This is a genomic window from Parabacteroides sp. FAFU027, from assembly GCF_022808675.1.
GTDB lineage: Bacteria > Bacteroidota > Bacteroidia > Bacteroidales > UBA7332 > CAXXIC01.
This window is the reverse complement of sequence record NZ_JAKZKV010000003.1, coordinates 421,718-444,881: the sequence shown is the minus strand read 5'-3', so window position 1 is coordinate 444,881 and position 23,164 is coordinate 421,718. Positions and strand designations below refer to the sequence as shown.

Below are 23,164 nucleotides of genomic sequence, written 5' to 3'. Positions count from 1 at the left end.
ATGGCTAAAGAATCAATGAAAGCCCGCGAAGTGAAAAGAGCTAAGCTGGTTGCTAAATATGCCGCTAAACGTGAACAACTTAAAGCTGAAGGCAACTACGAAGCTTTGCAAGCACTTCCTAAAAATGCATCTCCTGTTCGTTTGCACAACCGTTGCAAATTAACCGGAAGACCGAAAGGATATATCCGTCAGTTCGGTATTTCACGTATTCAGTTCCGTGAAATGGCATCAGCAGGACTTATCCCGGGTGTGAAAAAAGCAAGCTGGTAAATTTTTATAGTGTTAAATATTGTCCGGACAACCGGATCAATTTAATTTTCAAATCATGACAGATCCTATCGCAGACTATTTGACCAGACTGAGAAACGCGATTAAAGCAAATCACCGCGTTGTTGAAGTTCCTGCGTCAAATTTGAAGAAAGAAATTACTAAAATTCTTTTCGAAAAAGGCTACATTCTTAACTATAAGTTTGTAGAAGAAGGGCCTCAGGGCTCAATCAAGATCGCTTTGAAGTACGATCCAGTTAACAAAGTTAACGCGATCAAAAAGCTGATCCGTATTTCTTCTCCCGGTTTACGTCAGTACACCGGTTACAAAGAAATGCCGAGAGTATTGAACGGTTTGGGTATCGCTATCTTGTCAACTTCTAAAGGAGTAATGACAAACAAAGAAGCGGCTGACCTTAAAATCGGTGGTGAAGTTATTTGTTACATCTATTAATCAGGGAGGAATACAGAATGTCAAGAATTGGAAAATTGCCTGTCTCTATCCCTGCTGGTGTAACCGTTACTTTTGCTGACGGCGTAGTAACTGTAAAAGGTTCAAAAGGAACCTTGTCACAAGAAATTACAGGTGGTATTGAAGTCGCTGTAGAGGAAGGAAAAGTAGTTTTGACCCGTCCTTCTGACGAAAAGCAACAACGTGCTTTACATGGATTGTATCGCTCTTTGATCAACAACATGGTAGTAGGTGTTTCTCAGGGATACCGCAAAGAAATGGAACTTGTTGGTGTTGGTTACCGTGTTTCAAACCAGGCTCAACTTGTTGAGTTCTCTTTGGGATACAGCCACAACATTTTCTTGCAACTGCCTGCAGAGGTTAAAGTAGAGACCAAATCAGAGAGAAATAAAAACCCGTTGATTATCCTTGAATCAGCAGATAAACAATTGATCGGACAAGTTTGTGCTAAAATCCGTTCGTTCCGCAAACCAGAGCCTTACAAAGGTAAAGGTATCAAGTTTGTGGGTGAAATTATCCGCAGAAAATCAGGTAAATCTGCAGGTAAGGGTAAATAATTCATGTAAAAAAGCAAGACTATGTTAAATAAGTTAGAGAGAAGACTGAAGATTAAACAACGCGTACGCGGAAAAATTAGCGGTACTGCCGACATCCCCCGTATGTCTGTTTTCAGAAGCAACAGTCAAATATACGTTCAGATCATCAATGATCTTGAAGGAAAAACTTTAGCTGCAGCTAGCTCACTGGGTCTTGAGAAAGCCCCTAAAAAAGAACAAGCAGCGAAAGTAGGTGAACTTATCGCTAAAAAAGCAGCTGAGGCAGGAATTACAACTGTTGTATTCGACCGTAACGGTTTCCTGTATCACGGTAGAATTAAAGAATTGGCAGATGCTGCCCGTAACGCTGGACTTAAATTTTAATCATCATGTCAGGAATCAATAATAGAGTTAAAGTAACAACTGATCTTGAATTAAAAGACAGATTGGTTGCAATCAACCGTGTTACCAAAGTTACTAAAGGTGGTCGTACATTCAGCTTCTCTGCAATTGTGGTTGTAGGTAACGAAGACGGAATCGTAGGCTGGGGCCTTGGTAAAGCAAGCGAGGTAACTACTGCTATCGCTAAAGGCGTAGAAGCAGCTAAAAAGAACCTGATCAAAGTTCCCGTACTGAAAGGTACTATTCCTCACGAACAACTTTCAAAATTCGGTGGTGCTGAAGTTTTCATAAAACCAGCTTCTCACGGTACCGGGGTTAAAGCCGGAGGTGCGATGCGTTCCGTACTTGAAAGTGTTGGTGTGACCGACGTATTGGCTAAATCAAAAGGTTCTTCAAACCCACACAACCTTGTAAAAGCTACAATGGTTGCTTTGAGCGAACTCCGTGATGCTTATACTGTTGCTCAAAACAGAGCTGTTTCGGTAGAAAAAGTATTTAAAGGTTAATTAAGGAGGACTCAGAAATGGCAACTATCAAAATTAAACAAGTTAAGAGCAGAATCAAATGTCCTGCGACTCAAAAAAGAACTTTGGATGCTTTGGGATTGACCAAACTGAACAAAGTTGTTGAGCACGAAGCTACTCCCCAGATCATGGGGATGGTAGCTAAAGTACAGCACCTGATCTCTGTAGTAGAATAATTGTTTGTAAAAAGTAAATTTATAAGGATATGAATTTAAGTAATTTGAAACCTGCTGTAGGTTCTGTTAAAACCAGAAAAAGAATCGGACGTGGTACCGGATCAGGTATGGGCGGAACATCTACAAGAGGTCATAAAGGTGCTAAATCAAGATCTGGTTACTCTCGCAAAGTAGGATTCGAAGGGGGACAAATGCCTTTACAAAGACGTTTGCCTAAATTCGGCTTCAAAAACTTTAATCGCGTTGAGTACAAAGCGATCAATTTGGATACTTTACAAGAATTGGCTGAGGCTAAATCATTAACTAAAATCGGTGTTGACACTTTGATCGAAGCTGGTTTCATCTCATCTTCTCAATTGGTTAAAATCCTTGGAAACGGATCTTTGACTATCAAATTGGAAGTAGAAGCCAATGCTTTCTCAAAATCAGCAGAAGCTGCAATTATCGCAGCAGGTGGAACCGTAGCAAAACTCTAATACAATGAGAGCAGTTGAAACCATAAAAAACATTTGGAAGATTGAAGATCTGAGAAGTCGGATCATTACTACACTACTTTTAGTAGCAGTTTATCGTTTTGGATCATATGTAGTACTTCCGGGTATTGACCCACAAGCCTTGACGGCTTTGCGTTCGCAAACAAATAGTGGCTTATTGGCGCTTCTGGATATGTTTTCCGGTGGTGCGTTCTCTAACGCTTCTGTATTTGCGTTGGGTATTATGCCTTATATCTCTGCTTCAATCGTAATTCAGTTGCTCACCATTGCTGTTCCTAAGTTTCAAAAGTTACAAAAAGAGGGAGAAAGTGGACGTCGAAAAATGAATCAATATACCCGTATTCTTACGGTTTTGATTCTTTTCTTCCAGGCTCCTTCTTATTTGATTAACTTGAATGTTCAGCTTAAACAGGCTGGAGCTGCTATGCCTGGTGGCATGTGGTTTGTGATTTCATCAACTATTATCATGACTGCCGGTAGTATGTTCGTAATGTGGTTAGGTGAGAGAATTACTGATAAAGGAATTGGTAACGGTATTTCGTTTATCATCCTTGTAGGTATTATCGCTCGTTTGCCTAAATCAATTACTCAGGAGTTTATCCTGCGTACTACTGAAAAAACCGGTGGTTTGGTAATGTTCCTGGCTGAAATTATTTTCCTCCTGTTTGTAATTGCTGCTGCTATCCTCCTAGTGCAGGGAACACGAAAAGTCCCCGTACAGTATGCTAAGCAAATTGCAGGTAATAAACAGTATGGTGGGGCCCGTCAGTATATTCCGTTAAAGATTAATGCTGCCGGTGTGATGCCAATCATTTTTGCTCAGGCAATTATGTTTATTCCTATCACAATTATCGGCTTCTCGAAAGTTCAGGGTGTAGGTCCTTTCCTTCAGTCATTTATGAATCACACAGGATTGGGTTACAACATTACTTTCGGTGTTCTGATTATTCTCTTTACCTATTTCTATACCGCGATCACTATTCAACCTAATCAAATGGCTGAAGATATGAAACGCAATAACGGATTTATTCCAGGTATAAAGCCAGGTAAAAAGACAGCTGAGTATATTGACGAAATCATGTCACGTATCACTTTACCAGGATCAATCTTCCTGGCAATTATCGCTGTAATGCCTGCATTTGCAAGCGTGTTCGGTGTAAGCCAGGGCTTTTCACAGTTCTTTGGCGGAACCTCTCTGCTAATCCTTGTAGGTGTTGTATTGGATACATTGCAGCAAGTAGAAAGTCACCTGTTGATGCGCCACTATGACGGATTATTGAAGTCAGGTCGTATTAAAGGACGTACTGCTGCGGCTTATTAAAAAAGATGATTTATATAAAGACTGATGAAGAAATAGAGCTGATTCGTCAGAGTTCGCTCCTGGTCGGAAAGACTTTAGCCGAAGTGGCTAAGTTAATCCGACCCGGGGTAACAACTCTCGAATTGGACAAATGTGCAGAACAGTTCATTCGTGATCACAAAGCCATCCCGGCTTTCCTCGGTTACAGTGGCTTCCCTAATACGCTCTGCATCTCACCCAATAGCCAGGTTGTTCATGGCATTCCAAACAATCTTCCGTTGAAAGATGGAGACATTGTCTCTGTCGATTGTGGAGTATTGATGAATGGGTTTTATGGTGATTCTGCCTATACTTTCTGTGTAGGTGAAGTAAATGAAGAAACAAAACGTTTACTTCAGGTTACGAAAGAATCCCTTTACCTTGGAATCGAACAGGCTGTTCACGGGAAAAGAGTAGGAGATATTGGTCATGCTGTACAAGAGCACTGTGAACGTCACAACTATTCTGTAGTAAGAGAGCTGGTAGGTCACGGAGTAGGTCAAAAACTACACGAAGCCCCGGAAGTTCCCAACTATGGACGAAGAGGTACCGGACCGATGCTTAAATCGGGAATGGTTATTGCAATTGAACCTATGATTAATCAAGGTTCCAAAAACATTCTCTTTGAACGTGACGGCTGGACTACCCGTACTAAAGACGGGAAAATGTCAGCTCACTTTGAGCATACTATTGCTGTTCGTCCCGGAAAAGCAGATATTTTATCTTCATTTGAATTTGTAGAAGAAGTATTAAACAATCAATCCAAATAGGCTAAATGTCAAAACAATCGGCAATCGAACAAGACGGGGTCATCATTGAAGCGTTGTCAAACGCGATGTTCCGTGTAGAGTTGGAAAACGGACATGAAATCACCGCGCATATTTCTGGTAAAATGCGTATGCATTATATTAAGATTCTACCCGGTGATAAAGTGCGTGTAGAAATGTCTCCTTACGATTTAACGAAGGGGAGAATTGCATTCAGATACAAATAAAAAAAACAGATATGAAAGTAAGAGCATCTTTGAAAAAGCGTACTGCTGACTGTAAAATCGTAAGAAGAAAGGGTCGCTTATATATTATTAACAAGAAAAATCCCAAATACAAACAGCGTCAGGGATAAATTACTAATTTTGCAAAATAATTCAAGTGTATGGCTATAAGAATAGTTGGTGTTGACTTGCCGCAAAATAAAAGAGCTGAAATTGCGTTGACTTATATCTTCGGAATTGGTCGTAGCAGTTCAAATGCTATCTTGGAAAAAGCAGGAATCGACAAAGATACAAAAGTAAAAGACCTGACAGATGACCAAGCTGCCAAAATTCGTGAGATCATTGGTAGTGAGTACAAAGTAGAGGGTGATCTGCGTTCTGAAGTTCAACTGAACATCAAGCGATTGATGGATATCGGTTGTTATCGTGGTGTTCGTCACCGTATCGGTCTGCCTTTGAGAGGACAAAGTACTAAAAACAATGCCCGTACTCGTAAAGGTAAGAAGAAAACAGTTGCTAACAAGAAAAAAGCTACTAAATAATAATTAAGTATGGCAAAAAAGACAGTCGCCGCGAAAAAGAGAAATGTGAAGGTTGACGCTAACGGACAACTTCACGTTCACTCATCGTTCAACAACATTATTGTTTCGCTTGCTAACAGCGAAGGACAAGTTATCTCATGGTCTTCTGCAGGTAAAATGGGATTCCGTGGTTCTAAAAAGAACACTCCCTATGCAGCTCAAATGGCTGCACAAGACTGCGCTAAAATCGCATTCGACCTTGGCTTGAGAAAAGTAAAGGCTTATGTTAAGGGACCAGGAAACGGACGTGAGTCTGCAATTCGTACTATCCACGGTGCCGGAATAGAAGTAACTGAGATCGTTGACGTTACTCCACTTCCACACAACGGATGTCGTCCTCCAAAAAGAAGAAGAGTTTAATTCAAAATCCGAAGTTTAGAGTCATAATTTGTGAAAAGGTTGCACCAAATCCTCTCTGCAATCGCGGCTGCACTGATTGGGATTCTAAGTTGACACTAATTAAAAAAACAAATGGCAAGATATACTGGACCTAGAACTAGGATTGCTCGTAAATTCGGTGAGGCTATTTTTGGACCTGATAAAGTTCTTTCTAAAAAGAACTATCCTCCCGGACAACACGGAAACGGAAGAAAGAAAAAAACATCTGAGTATGGTATTCAGCTGCGTGAAAAACAAAAAGCTAAATATACTTACGGTGTTTTGGAAAAACAATTCCGTATCTTATTTGAAAAAGCTTCACGCACAAAAGGTATTAAAGGTGAGGTGTTGCTTCAATTACTCGAAGCTCGTCTTGACAACGTAGTATTCCGCATGGGATTGGCACCAACCCGTGCAGCTGCTCGTCAGTTGGTTTCTCACCGTCACATCGTGGTTAACGGTAAAGTGGTAAACATTCCTTCTTTCTCTGTTAAACCAGGTCAGGTGATTGGCGTTCGTGAAAAATCAAAATCTCTTGAGGTAATTGTTGACGCTTTGGCTGGTTTCAACCACAGCAAATATCCATGGTTAGAATGGGATAAAACTGCAATGTCAGGAAAATTCCTTCACATGCCTGAGAGAACTGATATTCCTGAAAATATCAAAGAACAGTTGATCGTAGAATTGTATTCTAAATAATAAGTAATTTCATGGCGATATTAGCATTTCAAAAACCCGATAAAGTTATCATGCTAGAATCGGACGCAACATTCGGTAAATTCGAATTTCGTCCATTGGAGCCCGGATATGGCATCACCGTAGGTAATGCATTACGCCGAATCCTCCTTTCTTCGTTAGAAGGTTTCGCGATTACTTCTATCAAAATCGACGGAGTAGATCATGAATTTTCTACTATTCCGGGAGTTATAGAAGATGTTACAAACATTATCCTGAATCTGAAACAGGTACGTTTGAAACAAATCGTTGAAGAGTTCGAAACTGAGAAAGTCGCTATAACTGTTTCGGGTACTGAAGTGTTCAAAGCGGGTGACATCAGTAAACAATTATCAGGTTTCGAGGTGCTTAACCCCGAGTTGGTGATTTGCAACCTGAGCCCTTCGGCTAGCTTTACAATTGAATTAACCATTAACAAAGGACGTGGATATGTACCGGCTGACGAAAACCGTAACTTGTCTGACGATGTTAGTGTAATTCCCATTGACTCGATCTATACTCCGATCCGCAATGTGAAATATTCGGTTGAAAACTACCGTGTTGAACAAAAAACTGACTACGAGAAACTCGTTATTGAGATTGCTACAGATGGTTCTATCCATCCGAAAGAAGCCTTGAAAGAAGCTGCTAAGATTTTGATCTACCACTTCATGTTGTTCTCAGATGAAAAGATTACTCTTGAACTGAGCGACACTGAAAGCGGCGAAGATTTCGATGAGGAAGTATTGCACATGCGTCAGTTGTTGAAAACAAAACTGGTTGACATGGATCTTTCTGTACGTGCTTTGAACTGTCTGAAATCAGCAGACGTAGAAACACTGGGTGAGCTGGTTCAATACAATAAAGCAGACTTGTTGAAATTCAGAAACTTCGGTAAGAAGTCATTGACTGAATTGGATGAGTTGCTTGAAAATCTGAACCTCTCTTTTGGAATGGATATTGCTAAATATAAATTAGACAAAGAGTAAAGTAATGAGACACAATAAGAAATTCAATCATTTGGGTCGCACACACTCTCACAGACAAGCTATGTTGTCAAATATGGCAGCTTCTTTGATTTTGCACAAACGTATCTTTACTACTGTTGCAAAGGCAAAAGCACTGAGAGTATATGTTGAGCCTATCATCTCTAAATCAAAAGAGGATACTACTCACTCAAGACGTGTAGTATTTAGCTACCTGCAGAATAAAGTTGCGGTAACTGAACTCTTCCAGGGTGTTGCTGCGAAAGTAGCAGACCGTCCGGGTGGTTACACTCGTATCCTGAAAACAGGAAACCGTTTGGGTGACAACGCTTCAATGTGTTTCATCGAATTGGTTGACTACAACGAAAACATGTTGAAAGAAAAAGCTGCTAAGAAAACCAGAACTCGTCGTTCTACTAAAAAAGCCGCTGACGTTGCTCCTGAAGCATCTGCTCCTGAATCAACTGAATCAGCTGAGTAATTCTTTCAAAAGCTCATATAAAAAGACCGTAGGCTTCTGCTTACGGTCTTTTTGCATATATACCTTTCTCTAAAAAGATTCTGTTCCTTCCCTTTTTGTTTGTATTTCATCAAAAAGCATACTCTATTTATCGTTTCAATTAGCTTTCAGGGTTTATGGCTTGAACGTGTGCAAGTATTGCCTTATTTTTGTTATATCATTATCAGACCCTTTACTCACTAACTACCTGCATTCATGAAAAAACTATGTGCTGTAGCCTTTTCAGGTTTACTGTTCCTTTCTATATTTAGTAGTCAGCTTCAAGCTCAAACTAATTCCCTTTCATCCTATGAAGTGACATGGCATAAGCAGAGTGTTAATTCCAGCGAATCGATGCCGTGCGGGGGTGGTGATATCGGGCTAAATGTATGGGTGGAAAATGGGGATATTTTATTCTATATTTCCCGCAGTGGTACTTTTGATGAAAACAATGCGATGTTGAAGCTCGGCCGGGTTAGATTGAATCTAAATCCTAATCCTTTTTCCGGTAATGACTTTATGCAAACCCTTCAACTGGAAAAAGGAAGGGTAAAGATTACCGGTGGTGGTACTGATGTCTTAATTTGGGTGGATGTCTTTAGACCGGTTGTTCATCTGGAAGTGAAGAGTCCTAAAGCTGTAGATGCCATTGCTACTTATGAGAACTGGCGTTTTGAGGATTTTGTGCCGGTTACAAAAGAGTTTCGTTCCAATTCGTTTAAGTTTCCGCCTAAAAATATAGATGTTAAGACCCATAAAGATAACGTTGCTTTTAGCGGTAATGAGGTTATGTTCTATCATCAGAACCGGATAGATACTGATGATGCTTTTGATATTACCGTTCGTCAGCAAGGGATGGAATCGGTGAAGGAACAGATGCAGAATCCATTGAAGAATCTTGTCTTTGGTGGTACAATGAGCGGAACTAATATGATACCTGATGGTACAGTCTCCGGTAAATATATCAATACCACCTTTAAAGGCTTGAGATTGAAAAGCGCTAAACCTTCCTGGTCCATTCAGCTGGAATTAGCTTTATATGTGGCTAAAGTGGGAGATATCGAACAGTGGAAAGTTGGTTTGGAGAAAATAAAGAACGATGCAAAACTGAATGCCAAAACTGCAGAACGTAAAACGCAGGATTGGTGGAGTCAATACTGGAACCGTAGTTACATTTCTATTGAAGGGAATACTACTGATGCCAAATGGCAGGTGGGACGGAACTATCAGCTTTTCCGTTATATGCTTGGATGCAATGCTTACGGGGATTATCCGACCAAGTTCAATGGCGGTTTATTTACTTTCGACCCCGTATTTACCGATAGTACGAATCTGGGGACTCCTGATCACCGTAACTGGGGCGGAGGACTGATGACGGCTCAGAACCAACGGTTGGTGTACTACCCGATGTTTAAGAGCGGTGACCTGGATATGATAAAGCCGCAGTTTGATTTTTACCTGCGCTCGCTAAAGACAGCTGAATTGAGAAGTGAAGTTTACTGGAAACACAAAGGCGCCTGCTTTACCGAACAGCTGGAGAATTTCGGTTTACCCAATATGGCCGAGTATGGATGGAAACATCCGGCTGACTTCGATAAGGGAATTGAGTATAACGCCTGGCTTGAATATTCGTGGGAGACCTGCCTCGAGTTCTGCTATATGATGCTGGAGACCGAACGTTACGAAGGCCGTAATATCAGCTCCTATATCCCATTTATCGAAAGCTGCCTGACTTTCTTTGATGAACACTATCAAATGCTGGCCAAACAGCGCGGAGCGAAGATATGGGATGGCAATGGCAATTACGTCTTTTATCCAAGTTCCGCGGCAGAGACCTATAAGATGACATATAATTCAACTACCTATATTTCGGCACTCAGGGTGGTGCTTACCCGTCTCACAGAGTTGCCTAATTCTTACCTCACTGATGAACAACGGGAGAAGTGGACACTGATGCTGAAACGTATCCCGCCCGTTCCGACCCGTACGCTGGATGGTAAGATGAAGCTGGCTCCCGCTGAAAATTGGGCGCGTATTCAGAATACTGAAACGCCACAGCTTTATCCCGTCTATCCCTGGGGATTGTATGGTGTGGATAGACCGGACCTCGATGTGGCACGCAATACCTATCTCTACGACCCGTTCTGTGTGAAAAACCATCATCATGAGAGTTGGGCGCAGGCTGCGATTTTTGCAGCCAGACTGGGGCTGACCGACGAAGCAAAAAAATATACCGTACTCAAGCTACAAGATGGTAAACTGCGCTTTCCTGCCTTCTGGGGGCCGGGACATGACTGGGTGCCTGACCATAACTGGGGTGGATCGGGAATGATTGCACTGCAGGAGATGCTGATGCAGACTCATGACCGTAAGATTATCCTCTTGCCGGCCTGGCCGAAGGATTGGAATGCCAGATTTAAGCTACATGCACCCTACAATACCATTGTGGAGGGTGAAATCCGCAACGGGGATATACTAAACCTGAAGGTTACGCCCGAAAGCCGTCGCAAGGATGTGGTCATCTGGCACGAATAACAGGATTGCCATGACCAGACGAATAGTTATTGGAGCAAGATACGATATAGCTCCCATTTCTGTTTTATTGAATGAATCTCTGCGATTCGGAAAATGTATCGCTATTTTTGCTTATTTTGCAGAGACTTTATTCATTGTAACTCATTCGCCATGTTGAAAAACGTAATTATACTTCTCCTGTGCTTTGTGTTTTCTAACCAAATCGTCAACGCTAAAGAGCCTTTGCTGGCCAATATGCCCGGTAATGTACTGGTGGGAATTGGTACCGGGTTTGATTACGGGGGAATGTTGGGAGGGAACCTGACTTACGAGTATAACCATAATCTGGGAGCCTTTGTCGGTTCCGGTGTTACCTATGCCGGAGTGGGTTATAATGTGGGTGTAAGATACAGGGCAAACCGGAAAAGCGATACGCCTCACTTTGCACCTTATGCCCTGGCGATGTATGGTTACAATGCGATGCTTTCGGTAGAGAACCAGCAGAGCCTTAACCGGCTTTTCTATGGACCATCTGTCGGTATCGGACTCGATTATTTTATCAATCCGAAAGAAAGCCGCACCCGATGGTCGCTTGCGTTATTGGTTCCGATCCGGAATAATTCTACGTATGACAATTATCTTCAGGATAACCAGATTCTACAGAAAACTCATTTGTCAGCAGTCGCTTTATCTCTGGGCTATTTCTTTGATACGAAGTAATCAGAATATATATCAAAAAGCTCCCGCTTGCTAATCAGTGCAAACGGGAGCTTTTTGTTGCTATAATCTTATTCCTTCTTAAGGTATTTGACGAATAAGTTTTTCAATATCTGTGATGAACTCTGCTATTTCATCTATTGGCTCGTGAATCTTTACGGCAAGTTTACCCTCTTTTAGTCTGATTCCGGAAATACTGTTCTTCAATAAAAAATGAGCAAAACTTTCGTTGAATTCACTATAGCTCCAGTCTTCAAACTTCATATAATAAGGCTTTGGAAGAATACTTTTGATTTCATAAGGGGTAAATAATCGTTTGATTATAGACTTTCCTGCTACAAATTCTCCTTTGTTATTGATTCCGGATATGAATAGTTCTAATCCGGCATATTCATGAGCATCTCCTTTACCCTGAGTTGTCTGATACTTGATGAATTTGATATTATAGGTTAGATTATTCCTGATAAATACAGAATCTATCTCATATCCGAATCCATTACAATAGCCGTTGCAATCAGCGCCTAACGTTTGAAGTTGCATCTCGATATTTTCGCAATAATTTCTGTTTGCAACAAGAAAGGATGAATAAGGAAGTTCGTATTCTATCATTGAAAAGTCCGTGTTAATCTCTGAAATATCATCAAATGTCTTTTTTATTCAGTTTTGAAGTTAATCACAACACCTACATCTCCATCATCCCACTCCACGAACCGGCCAATTCCGGATGGCGGGTATTGAACCAACGGAAATAGATAAAGAGTTTCTTACCCTGGAATGCCGCACCGATATCGAGGGTAAAGGAGGCGCGGGAGGAGAGCCCCGTTTTTAATCCGGGGTCATTGGCCGAGAGGGGAGGAGTATCCCCGATGCAGTAGAGGTATTGTACGCAATCGGCACCGGCAACAATACCTGGCCGTTGAGCCGTGCTGCCCAAACATTTGATATAGGCCTGTCCACCACCGATTGGCTTAAGGATAGCTCTTACAGTATCTTTGACAGGCGTTATGGAAATGGTATGTGTTTTCTTTTGAAGTAATCCTCTCTTGATATTGAAGACCGCTATATCTGTAACAGTAACTTGTGGCGATGTTGAGATACGGTCCAGCAAGTGATATTTGGCATCAAAAGTCACTGTGCGGGAAATTATCAACAGCAATTGGTCTTTAATAGCGGTTGTGCGGCTATAACTTTTGTCGCTGTATAGCTTATAGAGCGGTTTCCATTCCTCTGCAAAAGCAATCCACGTGGATATATCCTCAGGGGAAAGCTCCAGCCTTTCACCATTGGTTATCGGAGTGCCTGCAATCAAATATCTGCTTGTAGAGATGATATAGACGTTAAACGTGCTAATCATACGGGGGATTCTCGAACGGTCCGGCATACTATTGTATTTCCAAATATTGGTTTTATTGTTTTGCAAATTAAAAAATATCATTGAATAAGCAATGCTTTTCTTCCATTAATCTGCAATATTCCTGTTTTAAAGTGCATTTTTCCCGTAACAGATGTTTTTATTCCCGCTTCGTCGTGCTTTATCGGGCAAACGTATCGCTTCAATCGAACTACAAGTGAGTTTGTTATGGCAACACAGTTGCTAGTAAGAACCGGGCTGTGCTTTATTCCGATATCGAGTCGGCTTGTAGTCACTACGATGTGCCTCGTAATGACTACAAGCTTGCTCGATGTCCCAACAGTCATGACTATTCGACCTTCGAGGTGCTTTGTAGCTCGAAAAGTCATGACTATTGGAGCTTCGAGCTACTTTGTAGTTTCAACAGTCATGACTGTTGAAACTACAAGCCACTATGTAGCGACATAAAAGTGCTTTGAAGCTTGAACAGTCATGACTATTCGACCTTCGAGCTACTTTGTAGCTCCAATAGTCATGACTGTTGGAGTAACAAGCAACTATGAAAACCGAACAGTCATGACTGTTTGGGTAATGAAGCGGAGTGTAGAAGTTCTGTTGAACTATGATAGGGCGTTGATATTCAGTGTTTATTGAGCTGATTATTCTGTAGTCTGATTGATGTGGAGCGATGGGATTATGATTAACTATGATATGAAAAGAATCCCTTGCGATGTACTGATAAGGGACATGCAGGGGATATTGATACGGTTGGTTTAGATTATGAGTTCGTTTATAAATGGTATGATGACTTTCGATTGAACTAACTACTTTAATAAAAATAGAATTCTTATGCCAAGGGCTTAATTTCTTATCTTTGCAAAAAGATTTGAGATGAAAGAAGTAACTATAAAAAATTCCGGAGCTACATTTACCCCTACAGAATTGGCTGATTTTCTAGCTGATAAATTAATTGGTGAATTAGACCTAAACGGATTATCCTCATTAACCGTGCTTGACCCGGCTTGTGGAGAAGGAGAGTTACTTAATTCTTTCGCTCGAAAGTTTAAGGTTCAAAATAATCAGCTAAATCTGGAGATAAAAGGATTTGATACCAATCAGGATTATCTTCATGTTTCCCAATCTATTCTTTCTGATTTTAAGAATTATAAAATAGACATCCGGCAGGAGGATTTTCTTGAATCAAATGGGGCTTGTGTGCAAGCCATGGACCTTTTCAGCCAACAAACTGTTTCAGAATATGCGGATGTAATTATTGCGAATCCTCCTTATGTCAGAACTCAAATATTGGGTGCTGATAAAGCCCAGGAAATCGCTAAGAGATTTAATTTAAAGGGCCGCGTTGACTTATATTATCCTTTCCTGATTGCGATGACAAATGTTTTAAAAAAAGGAGGATTGATAGGGGTCATAACATCTAATCGCTATCTCTTTACCAAAAGTGGAGAATCTATCCGTAAATTTCTTCTTGAGAATTATGAATTGCTGGAAGTGATTGATTTGGGTGATACTAAAATATTTGATGCAGCAGTATTGCCTGCAATTTTTATTGGTCGTAAAAAAAGTAGTAATCATAAGTTATCCCAACCGTGTCGTTTTGCTAAAATATACGAAGAGCGCATTTCCCCTGATATAAAAGCAATTCCCTCAGATTCTATTTATAAAATCCTCTCAACAAGTCAGTCTGGAGTGTATGATATAGAAGAAAAAAGATATGCTTTTAATGTTGGGTTGTTGAAGCATTCACCCGATAAATCAGATATTTGGCAAATGACTACCAGTGATGAAAATAATTGGATAGAAAAAATTAAAACAAATTCATCTTTTCTGATTGGAGATAGGTTTAAAGTCAGAGTCGGAATTAAATCTTGTGCAGATAATGTCTTTCTACGAGAATCATGGGAGAATGAATCAATTGTACCTGAATCAGATTTATTTAAAAAACTCATTTCCCAGGAAAACATTCAGCGTTGGGGAGCTCAGGCTGAAAATGATTTGAAAGTTCTGTATCCGCATTACGCACAAAGTGGGAAGCGTTCCGTAGTTGATATAAACAATTATCCTAAGGCGAAAGCCTATTTTGAACTACATAAAGAACAACTTCGCAGTAGAAAATATCTAATAGATGCCGGTCGTAAATGGTACGAAATGTGGGTACCTCAAAATCCAGCTTTATGGCCCTTCCCTAAATTGGTGTTTCCTGATATCAGTATTGATGCACGCTTTTATTATGATGAAGCCGGTGCGGTAGTAAATGGAAACTGTTATTGGATTGTGGCACAGAATGAAGCTGAAAAAGAGTTGTTGTTTCTAATTCAAGGAGTATCAAATTCCAATCTGATGTCACGTTATCATGATTTGTGCTTTAATAATAAACTATACTCTGGTAGAAGACGGTATTTCAGTCAATACATTGAGAAATACCCTATACCTAATCCCCAAAGTGAATATTCAAAAGAGATAGTGTCGATAGTAAAAGAACTAAATGAGCTCTCATCTCAGAATAAAGAATTCCGGGAATTGGAAACCAAGCTTAATGTTTTAGTGGAAAAATCTTTTGGATTCTAAGGATTGACCACACATTGCCCTTTGTAAGTATCAAAGAACGACATTGGGATTGAGCGTTGGCATTTATAGCTTACATCACTCACATAGGTGAATAGTTCTCCCAGTTTTTCACCAGGAGCCAGAATAATTCCTTCAATAATATCTGTTGCCGGATTAGTCAACGCAATTAAATATCTTACGTCGAAAGTGGTGAGATTGTTTTCGGGACTGACCAGCTCTTCCTTTTCCGGACTGAATTTCCCCAAGTCAACAGTTTGTGTATCCTGTACTTTAACCTCCAATAATTGATTGGGAATATCGGGGAAGTTTCCGGCAAGATTTTCATCCTCATTCATTTCATAGCCCAATAAATCAAGAACCATTCTTTCAAGAGCCTGACCTCTGTTTTTAGTTGTGTTGTTATCGAGTTTCTTTCCAATTAGCTTCTTTGCAACCAGCTCAATTAATAGATTAATCGAATATAAGCTGTTGACAGAGGCCTCTTTGGCCATATAATCTTCAGGCTTTTCATAATGGTCTGTAACCAGATAGGACAACTTTCGGCTATCAGGAAAAGATAGAATCTTATCGAGGCTGGAGTAAATCTGCTTTCTTACTTTATTGGAAATCAGGAGCTGATGTTTAATGGTTGGTTTGCCGAATTTTCCGAAGTTGGCTTCTATATAATCAGCTGTTAGGATAAAAATAGATTCTACAATTGAATTTTCAACATCAACCTTGACCAATACATATCTTATATCATCGCATTTAAGAGAATCACCTGATTCGTATTTTACAAGTATCGTTTTACAATTGGGTATCCTATTCCATACCTGAAGATTGTATGAAGTTCTACTGGTTATTATGTAGCTGTCAATAAACTCACGGACCATCTTCGGAACACCTTTTTTCTTTGGAGGTACAATCTCATATTCACCTTCTAATGCACCTTCGGGCAATCCATTCGTAAGAAGTTGATTGGCGATAAGTTTTCTTAGATTGGCTCCATCTGTTCTTGTTTTTCCGGTTAGTTTAAACTCTTTACCTACTAAATCTTTGAATATTTGAGGCAATTTGTTGATGTCAGTCAGTAGTGTAGAGGTTTTCGGTGGAGTTTTAAATGCTTTATCCATAATTACCTATTTTTCGGGAGTTTTATCAGGAATAAAATATGAGATAGGTTGATTGTATAATTCAGCCAAATCAAGCAGAAGTAAAAAATCTACTCGTCTTGCACTATTCTCTATTTTTGATAGCTCGCTTTGTGAAATTACTTTTGTTTCAGCAACCTGTATTTGAGAAAGGTCGGCTTTCTCCCGAGCTTCGATAAGTTTTGCTGAAAGGATTCGCCTTTTTCTTGAGTAATCGTTCCTGTCCATAATTTTTCAATATTCAGATGAGCAATATTAAAAAGAATAATTCACTATTCCATTTTGGAATAATCGGGGATAGGAGTCTAAAGATTTGCTTCCGGTCTGTTTTTGCAAGGGATATTAAAGGCTGGAAAATAAAAAGCGCACCCCTGAATATCAATATTCAGAGATGCGCTTAATTACGTATTGATTGGGTGACTTCAAGTCACCCAATCAATAAAAAGCTTACTTATTTATTCGACAGACGCTACTCTTTCTTCTTTCCATTCATAATGACTTCCACGTCATTACCCTGAGCGAGGATGTAAGCGGCAAACTTCTTAATCTTCTCCACATTCATGCTGTTGATAACGGCTTCATATTGCGTATGGAAGTCCTGTTTATCCATGTAAGCATTGTAGAGGACACCTGTCCAATAGTTATTTTCACGAAGGTCTTCCTTGTGCTTTTTGAGCATAAACTCTTTCACCTTATTTAAGTTGACTTCGGACGGACCGTTTTGTGCGATGTTTTTCAACTCCTTGTAAACGATGTCGAGAAGTGTATCACGCTTCTGCTCGTTAGTGTCAAAGCCAACCAATAAACGGAACTGTTCCTTCGGATAGTTCGATACGGAACCATTCACACCCACACCATAGGTACCGCCCTGGTCTTCGCGTGCTTTTTCGGTATAGACGATATCGAGAATCTGGTCGAGCATGCTCATTTTGATTTGGTTCTCGAGTGTATAAGGGCATTTACCCGAATAGATGGTGTACACGGTCGATTTAGGTGTCTCCATCGCACGGTCGAAGTGGTGCTTGATGATGCCCGGATGGATAGTCATTTTGATATCGGCATACTTCTCTTTCTTGCCTTTGGCAGGAAGCGAGGCGATGTATTTTTCCACCAACGGTTTGAGCGAATCTGCATTTACATTCCCCACAAAGAAGAAGGTAAAATCAGCAGCATTGGCAAAACGTTGCGCATAGATATCCATGATGCGTTTGTAGTCCACCTTATCAATCATATCGGCCTTCATACGTTTCGCACGTGGATGGTCGCCGTACATATCGTGGTAGAGCGAATCACGATAGATGACCATCGGGTTGGCTTCGTTATTCTCCAGCATCGCTTTGGAGCGTTTCTGGTAGCTAATGAACGCGGCGCTATCGGTACGCGGAGCCGTAAAGGTCAGATAGGTGAGCTGCATCATCGTTGCCAGGTCTTTGGGCGAACAAGAGCCACCAACGTTCTCTGTTGTGGTACCGATACTGGCCGATACACCGGCTTTTTTACCCGCCAGTACTTTGGGTAAATCAACCTTGCTGTAGTTTCCCAGACCATTGATGCCAATCACATCGTTCATGGCGAGGATGTTGATAATCTCTTTGTTGTCAAGTAGCGAATTCCCTCCGAAGCTGACCGCTTTCATCAGGATTTGGTCCTCTTTGAAATCTGTTTTCTTTAAAACGACTTTCGCCCCGTTAGATAAGGTCCACACAGTAGCACCATACTTTTTATCTTCAGTCGATTTGATGACTTTACCCGGCTTAGGCTCGTTTGGTACGAGCGGCTCGTTGGATACTTTGTCCTGATATGGCGTCAATTCAGTCGTCTTGGCTTTTTCAAAGACTGAAAGCAACTCCTCTTTAGTCGGATACTTCAATCCCTCTTTTTGCGGGCCGGAAACGGTAATCACCACGTTGGAATCGCCCAGCAGCTCCTGGATGGATTGATTCACCTGCTGCAAAGAGAGCTTCGGCAAGACGTTGTTCATGAAGTTATATTCGTACTCGATACCCGGAATGACTTCACCTGTAGTGAAGTGGCTGACATATTCACGGACAAAACTACCGTTTTTAAGCTTGTTGCGTTCCTGGTAAGTGCTCTCCATACTGCGGAGCATATTTGCTTTGGCACGTTCGAGTTCACTTTCTGTAAATCCGAACTTATCCACCCGGTAAAGCTCCTTCACGAGGGCTGTCATAGACTTGTCGATTTCCCCCTCCTTGCATACGGCATAAGCAGTCAGTGCATCCTTGGTGCGGGAGACGAGATACTCCCCGTCTTCCACCTCGGCGCCCACGAAAGGCGGGTTAGCGCTTTGGGTAAGTTCAGACAAGCGGTTGTTAAGCATCATCTGACCTAGACCGGTGAGGTAATTCTGGACCAAAGCAATCGCAGTCGGCTTCACCTCCTCCGGTAGCGGATTGTGTTTGAAGAATACGGCAATGGTTGTATTGGTCGCCTCTTTATCGGAAGCCACCGACACGAGCGGTTTTACGTTATCGGGCACCGGATACATGATACGTTTGGCCGCATTGACCGGTTTGGGAATGTCAGAGAAGATTTTCTTCAGTTTAGCCTCCACCTGGTCCACATTCACATCACCGACAACGATGATAGCCTGCAAATCGGGACGGTACCATTTTTTATAATAGTCACGCAGCGCCTGGTATTTAAAGTTATCCACCACACTCATCAGACCGATGGGCATGCGGTAAGCGTATTGGGAGTTTGGGTAAATCTCCGGGAACATCTGCTCCCAGATTCTGTCCTGTGCATCACGGCGTGTACGCCACTCTTCGTGGATAACACCCCGTTCTTTGTCAATCTCTTTATCATCTAAAGAGATAAAACCCGACCAGTCGTGCAAAATCAGCAGGCAGGAGTCGATGATGGTCTCTCGCGTCATCGGCACGTTCGACATGTTGTACACCGTCTCATCAAAGGCGGTATAAGCATTCAGGTTTTCACCGAATTTCACCCCTATGGTTTCGAGGTAATTGATAAGCGCCTTGCCTGGATAGTTTTTGGTGCCGTTGAAAGCCATGTGTTCGAGGAAGTGGGCCAAACCGCGCTGCGGTTCTTCTTCAAGAATAGAACCCACGCGCTGTGCGATGTAGAACTCGGCACGCTGTTTGGGCTCTTCGTTGTGCCGGATGTAGTAAGTCAGACCATTGTCAAGCTTCCCGTAACGAACTTTCGCATCGATGGGAAGCGGCTGCATCTGCTGCGCCACTACCGGAAGGGTAATGAGCGATAACAGTATGCTCACTGTCAGATTTTTGCTAAATATTTTTCTCATCTCTTGATAATTGTATGTGATTAAATGCAAATGTACTATTTATCAGGAAAGTGAATATCTAAATGAATCGTTTGTTTGTAACAAAAAATAACGATGAGAGTAGTTTTCAACAAAGAAGAGTATTTATTTGACATAACCGTAGATAGTCATAAAATGACAAAAGCTGCCGATGAGGACAAACAGGTGAAAGATGGCGTGATTGAACTTCAGCTTTTTAAGACTGTATAAGACGGCACCGACAGTGTAGGATATGCCGCCCGCCAATAACCACCAAAGCCCTTCAACGGCCAGGTTGTTGATTAATGATTTAGCCGCAAAGACTACTATCCAGCCCATAGCCACATACATAATGGTAGAGAGGAGGTTGTATTTCCCCGTGAAAAAGAGTTTCAACACAACGCCGACCAATGCAGCCCCCCAGGCAACCGCAAAGAGTGCCCAGCCGATTTTTCCATGCAGCGTGACCAGCGTAAGCGGGGTATAGGTACCCGCAATGAGGACATAGATGGCGGCATGGTCAAAGACATTCAATCTGCGGCGGCGTATGTCGGTTCGCGCACTGTGATAGATTGTGGAAGCGGTATATAACGTGATAAGGCTCACTCCGTAAATGATAAAACTGACCAAATAGCGGCTTTGCCCGTTCTCAAGAGCCTGCCTGATGAGCAGAGGCAGAGCGATAAAACTCATTAGCATACCCAATCCGTGTGAAAGGATATTGAGCCGTTCTTCTACGGCGGAATAGTATTTGATTGGTTTGTTATTTCCCATGCGGTTGTTTCGTTTTTATTTGAATGGATACGCATTAAACCCTTTATGGAGAGCTGGTGTTCATTTTGATTTCCCCAAAAGATGTAAAAAAGAACAGGCAAATCCCTTTTCCGCAAACCTTTGCATAAACAAAATCAGGTAGTTGAGTGATAATCCGAAAGAAACCGCTATACTTTTACACTCCTGAATCAGAAAACCCCTAATTAAACTTATGGAATATCGTGAAATCGGTAAGACGGGACTGAAAATATCAGCCCTGAGTTTTGGTGCGTCATCACTGGGTGGCGTGTTTCACTCCCTGAAGGAGAGCGACGGCATACAAGCCGTGCATACAGCTGTAGATAACGGATTGAATTTCATTGATGTATCTCCCTATTACGGTCATTACAAAGCGGAAACTGTATTGGGTAAAGCCCTGAAAGAGGTAGACCGCTCAAAATACATCCTGTCCACAAAAGTGGGCCGCTACGGCGAGAATGGTGTAAACTGCTGGGACTATTCGGCTAAAAAGGCGACCGAAAGTGTTTATGAAAGCATGGAACGCCTGAATGTGGAGTTCATCGACCTGATAAATGTACACGATGTAGAGTTTAGCGACGTGAATCAGGTTATCAACGAGACGCTTCCCGCCCTGCATGAACTTAAGGCCAAAGGCGTGGTAGGCCATGTGGGAATTACCGGACTTCCGCTAGAGCTGTTGAAATATGTAGTGGAAAATACGAAAAAAGGAGTAGTCGAAAGCATCCTTTCCTTCTGTCACTACTGCCTGAATGACGATGCGTTGGTGGATTATCTGGATTTCTTCGAAGCCAATGAGGTAGGAGTGATCAATGCCTCTCCACTCTCAATGGGAATGTTGACCGAACGTGGCGCTCCAGCCTGGCACCCGGCTACACCTGAGTTGAAAGCGGTTTGTGAAAAAGCGGTTCAGCACGTGAAATCAAAAGGTGCATCCATCGAACAGATGGCTATGAAATATTCGGTGAGCAATCCGCGTATCTCTTCAACTCTTTTCAGTACAACCAGCTCTGAGAATGTCCTGAAAAATATCAAATGGATTGAAGAGCCGCTCGATGAGCAATTGTTGCTGGAAGTGCGCGAAATCATCGGACCATACTTCCGCGAAACCTGGGAGAACTCATAATAAAGACAGGTTCTATAACGAATGGTATGAGTGACATCGTTCCTTAGGAAAACATTTTCCTAAGCTTCGTGTAATTATTTTATTGGATAGAGTACTTGTCAAATAAAACAGCCACGAATTCACGAATAAAAACCAGAAGCACCAAATCATTTGATTTTCAAATAAAAGCCTAATGACACAAATCCTTTCCCAATATTGGGAAAGAAAAGATACTTTTCTATTCGTGGATTCGTGGCTAAATGATTTTGGTTGTTTCATCCTTAGAATACTACTAGTACAAACCGTTATAGAGTTATAAAACACTTCGAAATTTATTTTTGTCCAAAGGCATTAGCCTGAAACATTCAAGATATGGATTACAAAATAATTGACGCGCATGCCCATTTGTGGCTCAAGCAGGATGCCGTGGTGGATGGCAAGGAAATCCGCACCCTGACCGGCGGTAAAAGTATCTTTCTGGGGGAAGTCCGCCAGATGATGCCGCCCTATATGGTGGACGGAGCCAACACCGCCGAAATCTTCCTGGCCAATATGGACTATGCGCAGGTTTCCGGGGCAGTCATTACCCAGGAGTATATCGACGGAAACCAGAATGAGTATCTGCTGGAGGTGGCTGCAAAATATCCAAATCGCTTTTTGGTGTGTGGGTTGGCTGAGTTTCGCAAGCCCGGCTACTTCGAGACGGTAAAAACGCTTCATGAGAAGGGCTTTCGTGCAGTGAAAGTCCCTGCGCAACGACTCCTGTTGCCAGAGGGACGCATATATCTCACCTGCGACGAGATGATGAAGACTTTCAAATTCATGGAGGAAAAGGGGATGATCCTGTCCATCGACCTGGCCGACGGAGCCGAACAGGTGAAAGAGATGGAAGAGGTTATTGCCGAATGTCCTAATCTGAAAATCGCCATCGGTCACTTTGCGATGGTGACCCGTGCCGACTGGCAGGAGCAGGTGAAGCTGGCCCGCCACAAAAACGTGAGGATAGAGTCTGGCGGAATCACCTGGTTGTTTCATCCGGAGTTTTACCCGTACAACGGAGCCGTATGGGCCATCAAAGAGGCGGCTGAACTGGTCGGTATGGAGAAGCTGATGTGGGGCTCGGATTATCCGCGTACCATGTCGGTGATTACTTATCGCATGTCGTATGACTTTGTACAAAAATCAAACCTGCTGACGGAAGAGGAAAAGGCAAAATTCCTGGGACGAAATGCAGAGGCTTTCTATGGCTTCAGCAACTTGCCTGAATTGCCCTACATCCTTTCGATGGTGGAATAAATCAACAAACCTTCTTTCTGTTTTT

Annotated in this window: 27 protein-coding genes; 21 read left to right on the top strand and 6 right to left on the bottom strand. The window is 41.8% G+C overall.

The features are described 5' to 3' along the window. The 18 genes from rpsN to MLE17_RS07110 all read left to right on the top strand — a co-directional run bounded on the left by rpsN (position 1) and on the right by MLE17_RS07110 (position 11,593). A complete protein-coding gene (rpsN, locus tag MLE17_RS07195) occupies positions 1–270 on the top strand; it encodes a 30S ribosomal protein S14 (RefSeq protein ID WP_243348079.1) in 270 nt (89 codons plus the stop codon). A 55-nt stretch (positions 271–325) separates the two neighbouring features. Continuing rightward, the gene (gene rpsH / locus MLE17_RS07190) at positions 326–721 is read left to right on the top strand and encodes a 30S ribosomal protein S8 (RefSeq protein ID WP_243348078.1); all 396 of its coding nucleotides are present in this window, start codon (positions 326–328) and stop codon (positions 719–721) included. A gap of 17 nt (positions 722–738) precedes the next feature. After that, positions 739–1,296, top strand: a complete 558-nt coding sequence (rplF, locus tag MLE17_RS07185; protein WP_243348077.1) for a 50S ribosomal protein L6 — start codon at positions 739–741, stop codon at positions 1,294–1,296. A 21-nt stretch (positions 1,297–1,317) separates the two neighbouring features. Then, positions 1,318–1,659 carry a 50S ribosomal protein L18 gene (rplR, locus tag MLE17_RS07180; RefSeq protein ID WP_243348076.1) on the top strand — a complete coding sequence of 114 codons (342 nt, stop codon included), beginning with the start codon at positions 1,318–1,320 and terminating at the stop codon, positions 1,657–1,659. 5 nt (positions 1,660–1,664) lie between these two features. Then, entirely contained in the window at positions 1,665–2,183 is a 519-nt protein-coding gene (gene rpsE / locus MLE17_RS07175; protein ID WP_243348075.1) for a 30S ribosomal protein S5, read from the top strand. A gap of 17 nt (positions 2,184–2,200) precedes the next feature. After that, complete coding sequence (gene rpmD, locus MLE17_RS07170; RefSeq protein ID WP_243348074.1) at positions 2,201–2,377, top strand: 50S ribosomal protein L30; 177 nt, start codon at positions 2,201–2,203, stop codon at positions 2,375–2,377. Positions 2,378–2,406: 29 nt separating this feature from the next. Continuing rightward, entirely contained in the window at positions 2,407–2,853 is a 447-nt protein-coding gene (gene rplO / locus MLE17_RS07165; protein ID WP_243348073.1) for a 50S ribosomal protein L15, read from the top strand. A 4-nt stretch (positions 2,854–2,857) separates the two neighbouring features. Further along, positions 2,858–4,192, top strand: a complete 1,335-nt coding sequence (secY, locus tag MLE17_RS07160; protein WP_243348072.1) for a preprotein translocase subunit SecY — start codon at positions 2,858–2,860, stop codon at positions 4,190–4,192. 5 nt (positions 4,193–4,197) lie between these two features. Further along, positions 4,198–4,980: a type I methionyl aminopeptidase gene (gene map / locus MLE17_RS07155; RefSeq protein ID WP_243348071.1), complete on the top strand. Its 783-nt coding sequence runs from the start codon at positions 4,198–4,200 to the stop codon at positions 4,978–4,980. A gap of 5 nt (positions 4,981–4,985) precedes the next feature. Continuing rightward, the gene (infA, locus tag MLE17_RS07150; protein ID WP_243348070.1) at positions 4,986–5,204 is read left to right on the top strand and encodes a translation initiation factor IF-1; all 219 of its coding nucleotides are present in this window, start codon (positions 4,986–4,988) and stop codon (positions 5,202–5,204) included. An 11-nt stretch (positions 5,205–5,215) separates the two neighbouring features. Then, positions 5,216–5,332: a type B 50S ribosomal protein L36 gene (ykgO, locus tag MLE17_RS07145; RefSeq protein ID WP_243348069.1), complete on the top strand. Its 117-nt coding sequence runs from the start codon at positions 5,216–5,218 to the stop codon at positions 5,330–5,332. A gap of 30 nt (positions 5,333–5,362) precedes the next feature. After that, the gene (rpsM, locus tag MLE17_RS07140) at positions 5,363–5,743 is read left to right on the top strand and encodes a 30S ribosomal protein S13 (RefSeq protein ID WP_243348068.1); all 381 of its coding nucleotides are present in this window, start codon (positions 5,363–5,365) and stop codon (positions 5,741–5,743) included. Between the two features lie 9 nt (positions 5,744–5,752). Further along, positions 5,753–6,142, top strand: coding sequence for a 30S ribosomal protein S11 (gene rpsK, locus MLE17_RS07135; RefSeq protein WP_243348067.1), 390 nt, complete (start codon positions 5,753–5,755; stop codon positions 6,140–6,142). A 111-nt stretch (positions 6,143–6,253) separates the two neighbouring features. Beyond that, on the top strand, positions 6,254–6,859 hold the full coding sequence (gene rpsD / locus MLE17_RS07130; RefSeq protein ID WP_243348066.1) for a 30S ribosomal protein S4: 606 nt from the start codon (positions 6,254–6,256) through the stop codon (positions 6,857–6,859). A gap of 11 nt (positions 6,860–6,870) precedes the next feature. Then, complete coding sequence (locus tag MLE17_RS07125) at positions 6,871–7,863, top strand: DNA-directed RNA polymerase subunit alpha (RefSeq protein ID WP_243348065.1); 993 nt, start codon at positions 6,871–6,873, stop codon at positions 7,861–7,863. 4 nt (positions 7,864–7,867) lie between these two features. Next, a complete protein-coding gene (rplQ, locus tag MLE17_RS07120) occupies positions 7,868–8,341 on the top strand; it encodes a 50S ribosomal protein L17 (protein ID WP_243348064.1) in 474 nt (157 codons plus the stop codon). A 234-nt stretch (positions 8,342–8,575) separates the two neighbouring features. Then, entirely contained in the window at positions 8,576–10,894 is a 2,319-nt protein-coding gene (locus MLE17_RS07115) for a DUF5703 domain-containing protein (protein ID WP_243348063.1), read from the top strand. Positions 10,895–11,044: 150 nt separating this feature from the next. Continuing rightward, positions 11,045–11,593: a hypothetical protein gene (locus tag MLE17_RS07110; RefSeq protein ID WP_243348062.1), complete on the top strand. Its 549-nt coding sequence runs from the start codon at positions 11,045–11,047 to the stop codon at positions 11,591–11,593. Between the two features lie 78 nt (positions 11,594–11,671). Here MLE17_RS07110 and MLE17_RS07105 read toward each other — a convergent pair whose 3' ends face one another. Together MLE17_RS07105 and MLE17_RS07100 are read right to left on the bottom strand one after the other, a co-directional pair. After that, positions 11,672–12,199, bottom strand: coding sequence for a hypothetical protein (locus MLE17_RS07105; protein ID WP_243348061.1), 528 nt, complete (start codon positions 12,197–12,199; stop codon positions 11,672–11,674). A 73-nt stretch (positions 12,200–12,272) separates the two neighbouring features. Next, a complete protein-coding gene (locus MLE17_RS07100; protein WP_243348060.1) occupies positions 12,273–13,025 on the bottom strand; it encodes a hypothetical protein in 753 nt (250 codons plus the stop codon). Between the two features lie 807 nt (positions 13,026–13,832). Between MLE17_RS07100 and MLE17_RS07095 the strand changes: the two genes are divergently transcribed. Further along, positions 13,833–15,527, top strand: a complete 1,695-nt coding sequence (locus MLE17_RS07095) for an Eco57I restriction-modification methylase domain-containing protein (RefSeq protein ID WP_243348059.1) — start codon at positions 13,833–13,835, stop codon at positions 15,525–15,527. On the opposite strand, the gene MLE17_RS07090 is transcribed toward MLE17_RS07095, so the two are convergent. The 4 genes from MLE17_RS07090 to trhA form a co-directional block, all read right to left on the bottom strand. After that, complete coding sequence (locus MLE17_RS07090; protein ID WP_243348058.1) at positions 15,524–16,639, bottom strand: hypothetical protein; 1,116 nt, start codon at positions 16,637–16,639, stop codon at positions 15,524–15,526. The genes MLE17_RS07095 and MLE17_RS07090 overlap by 4 nt on opposite strands. 6 nt (positions 16,640–16,645) lie before the next feature. After that, on the bottom strand, positions 16,646–16,885 hold the full coding sequence (locus tag MLE17_RS07085) for a helix-turn-helix domain-containing protein (protein ID WP_243348057.1): 240 nt from the start codon (positions 16,883–16,885) through the stop codon (positions 16,646–16,648). A 241-nt stretch (positions 16,886–17,126) separates the two neighbouring features. Next, positions 17,127–19,949 (bottom strand): M16 family metallopeptidase, encoded by a 2,823-nt coding sequence (locus MLE17_RS07080; RefSeq protein ID WP_243348056.1) that lies wholly within the window; start codon positions 19,947–19,949, stop codon positions 17,127–17,129. Positions 19,950–20,072: 123 nt separating this feature from the next. Beyond that, entirely contained in the window at positions 20,073–20,720 is a 648-nt protein-coding gene (gene trhA / locus MLE17_RS07075) for a PAQR family membrane homeostasis protein TrhA (protein WP_243348055.1), read from the bottom strand. 211 nt (positions 20,721–20,931) lie between these two features. On the opposite strand from trhA, the gene MLE17_RS07070 reads away from it, so the two are divergent. Both MLE17_RS07070 and MLE17_RS07065 read left to right on the top strand, forming a co-directional pair. After that, positions 20,932–21,864, top strand: a complete 933-nt coding sequence (locus tag MLE17_RS07070) for an aldo/keto reductase (protein ID WP_243348054.1) — start codon at positions 20,932–20,934, stop codon at positions 21,862–21,864. A 351-nt stretch (positions 21,865–22,215) separates the two neighbouring features. Beyond that, complete coding sequence (locus MLE17_RS07065; RefSeq protein WP_243348053.1) at positions 22,216–23,139, top strand: amidohydrolase family protein; 924 nt, start codon at positions 22,216–22,218, stop codon at positions 23,137–23,139. The last annotated feature ends 25 nt before the right edge of the window (positions 23,140–23,164 follow it).

Excerpts from the sequence above, each read along its gene's own strand:
- rpsN (WP_243348079.1), top strand. The coding sequence starts at position 1 with ATGGCTAAAGAATCAATGAAAGCCCGCGAAGTGAAAAGAGCTAAGCTG.
- rpsH (WP_243348078.1), top strand. The coding sequence starts at position 326 with ATGACAGATCCTATCGCAGACTATTTGACCAGACTGAGAAACGCGATT.
- rplF (WP_243348077.1), top strand. The coding sequence starts at position 739 with ATGTCAAGAATTGGAAAATTGCCTGTCTCTATCCCTGCTGGTGTAACC.
- rplR (WP_243348076.1), top strand. The coding sequence starts at position 1,318 with ATGTTAAATAAGTTAGAGAGAAGACTGAAGATTAAACAACGCGTACGC.
- rpsE (WP_243348075.1), top strand. The coding sequence starts at position 1,665 with ATGTCAGGAATCAATAATAGAGTTAAAGTAACAACTGATCTTGAATTA.
- rpmD (WP_243348074.1), top strand. The coding sequence starts at position 2,201 with ATGGCAACTATCAAAATTAAACAAGTTAAGAGCAGAATCAAATGTCCT.
- rplO (WP_243348073.1), top strand. The coding sequence starts at position 2,407 with ATGAATTTAAGTAATTTGAAACCTGCTGTAGGTTCTGTTAAAACCAGA.
- secY (WP_243348072.1), top strand. The coding sequence starts at position 2,858 with ATGAGAGCAGTTGAAACCATAAAAAACATTTGGAAGATTGAAGATCTG.
- map (WP_243348071.1), top strand. The coding sequence starts at position 4,198 with ATGATTTATATAAAGACTGATGAAGAAATAGAGCTGATTCGTCAGAGT.
- infA (WP_243348070.1), top strand. The coding sequence starts at position 4,986 with ATGTCAAAACAATCGGCAATCGAACAAGACGGGGTCATCATTGAAGCG.
- ykgO (WP_243348069.1), top strand. The coding sequence starts at position 5,216 with ATGAAAGTAAGAGCATCTTTGAAAAAGCGTACTGCTGACTGTAAAATC.
- rpsM (WP_243348068.1), top strand. The coding sequence starts at position 5,363 with ATGGCTATAAGAATAGTTGGTGTTGACTTGCCGCAAAATAAAAGAGCT.
- rpsK (WP_243348067.1), top strand. The coding sequence starts at position 5,753 with ATGGCAAAAAAGACAGTCGCCGCGAAAAAGAGAAATGTGAAGGTTGAC.
- rpsD (WP_243348066.1), top strand. The coding sequence starts at position 6,254 with ATGGCAAGATATACTGGACCTAGAACTAGGATTGCTCGTAAATTCGGT.
- MLE17_RS07125 (WP_243348065.1), top strand. The coding sequence starts at position 6,871 with ATGGCGATATTAGCATTTCAAAAACCCGATAAAGTTATCATGCTAGAA.
- rplQ (WP_243348064.1), top strand. The coding sequence starts at position 7,868 with ATGAGACACAATAAGAAATTCAATCATTTGGGTCGCACACACTCTCAC.
- MLE17_RS07115 (WP_243348063.1), top strand. The coding sequence starts at position 8,576 with ATGAAAAAACTATGTGCTGTAGCCTTTTCAGGTTTACTGTTCCTTTCT.
- MLE17_RS07110 (WP_243348062.1), top strand. The coding sequence starts at position 11,045 with ATGTTGAAAAACGTAATTATACTTCTCCTGTGCTTTGTGTTTTCTAAC.
- MLE17_RS07105 (WP_243348061.1), bottom strand. The coding sequence starts at position 12,199 with ATGATAGAATACGAACTTCCTTATTCATCCTTTCTTGTTGCAAACAGA.
- MLE17_RS07100 (WP_243348060.1), bottom strand. The coding sequence starts at position 13,025 with ATGATATTTTTTAATTTGCAAAACAATAAAACCAATATTTGGAAATAC.
- MLE17_RS07095 (WP_243348059.1), top strand. The coding sequence starts at position 13,833 with ATGAAAGAAGTAACTATAAAAAATTCCGGAGCTACATTTACCCCTACA.
- MLE17_RS07090 (WP_243348058.1), bottom strand. The coding sequence starts at position 16,639 with ATGGATAAAGCATTTAAAACTCCACCGAAAACCTCTACACTACTGACT.
- MLE17_RS07085 (WP_243348057.1), bottom strand. The coding sequence starts at position 16,885 with ATGGACAGGAACGATTACTCAAGAAAAAGGCGAATCCTTTCAGCAAAA.
- MLE17_RS07080 (WP_243348056.1), bottom strand. The coding sequence starts at position 19,949 with ATGAGAAAAATATTTAGCAAAAATCTGACAGTGAGCATACTGTTATCG.
- trhA (WP_243348055.1), bottom strand. The coding sequence starts at position 20,720 with ATGGGAAATAACAAACCAATCAAATACTATTCCGCCGTAGAAGAACGG.
- MLE17_RS07070 (WP_243348054.1), top strand. The coding sequence starts at position 20,932 with ATGGAATATCGTGAAATCGGTAAGACGGGACTGAAAATATCAGCCCTG.
- MLE17_RS07065 (WP_243348053.1), top strand. The coding sequence starts at position 22,216 with ATGGATTACAAAATAATTGACGCGCATGCCCATTTGTGGCTCAAGCAG.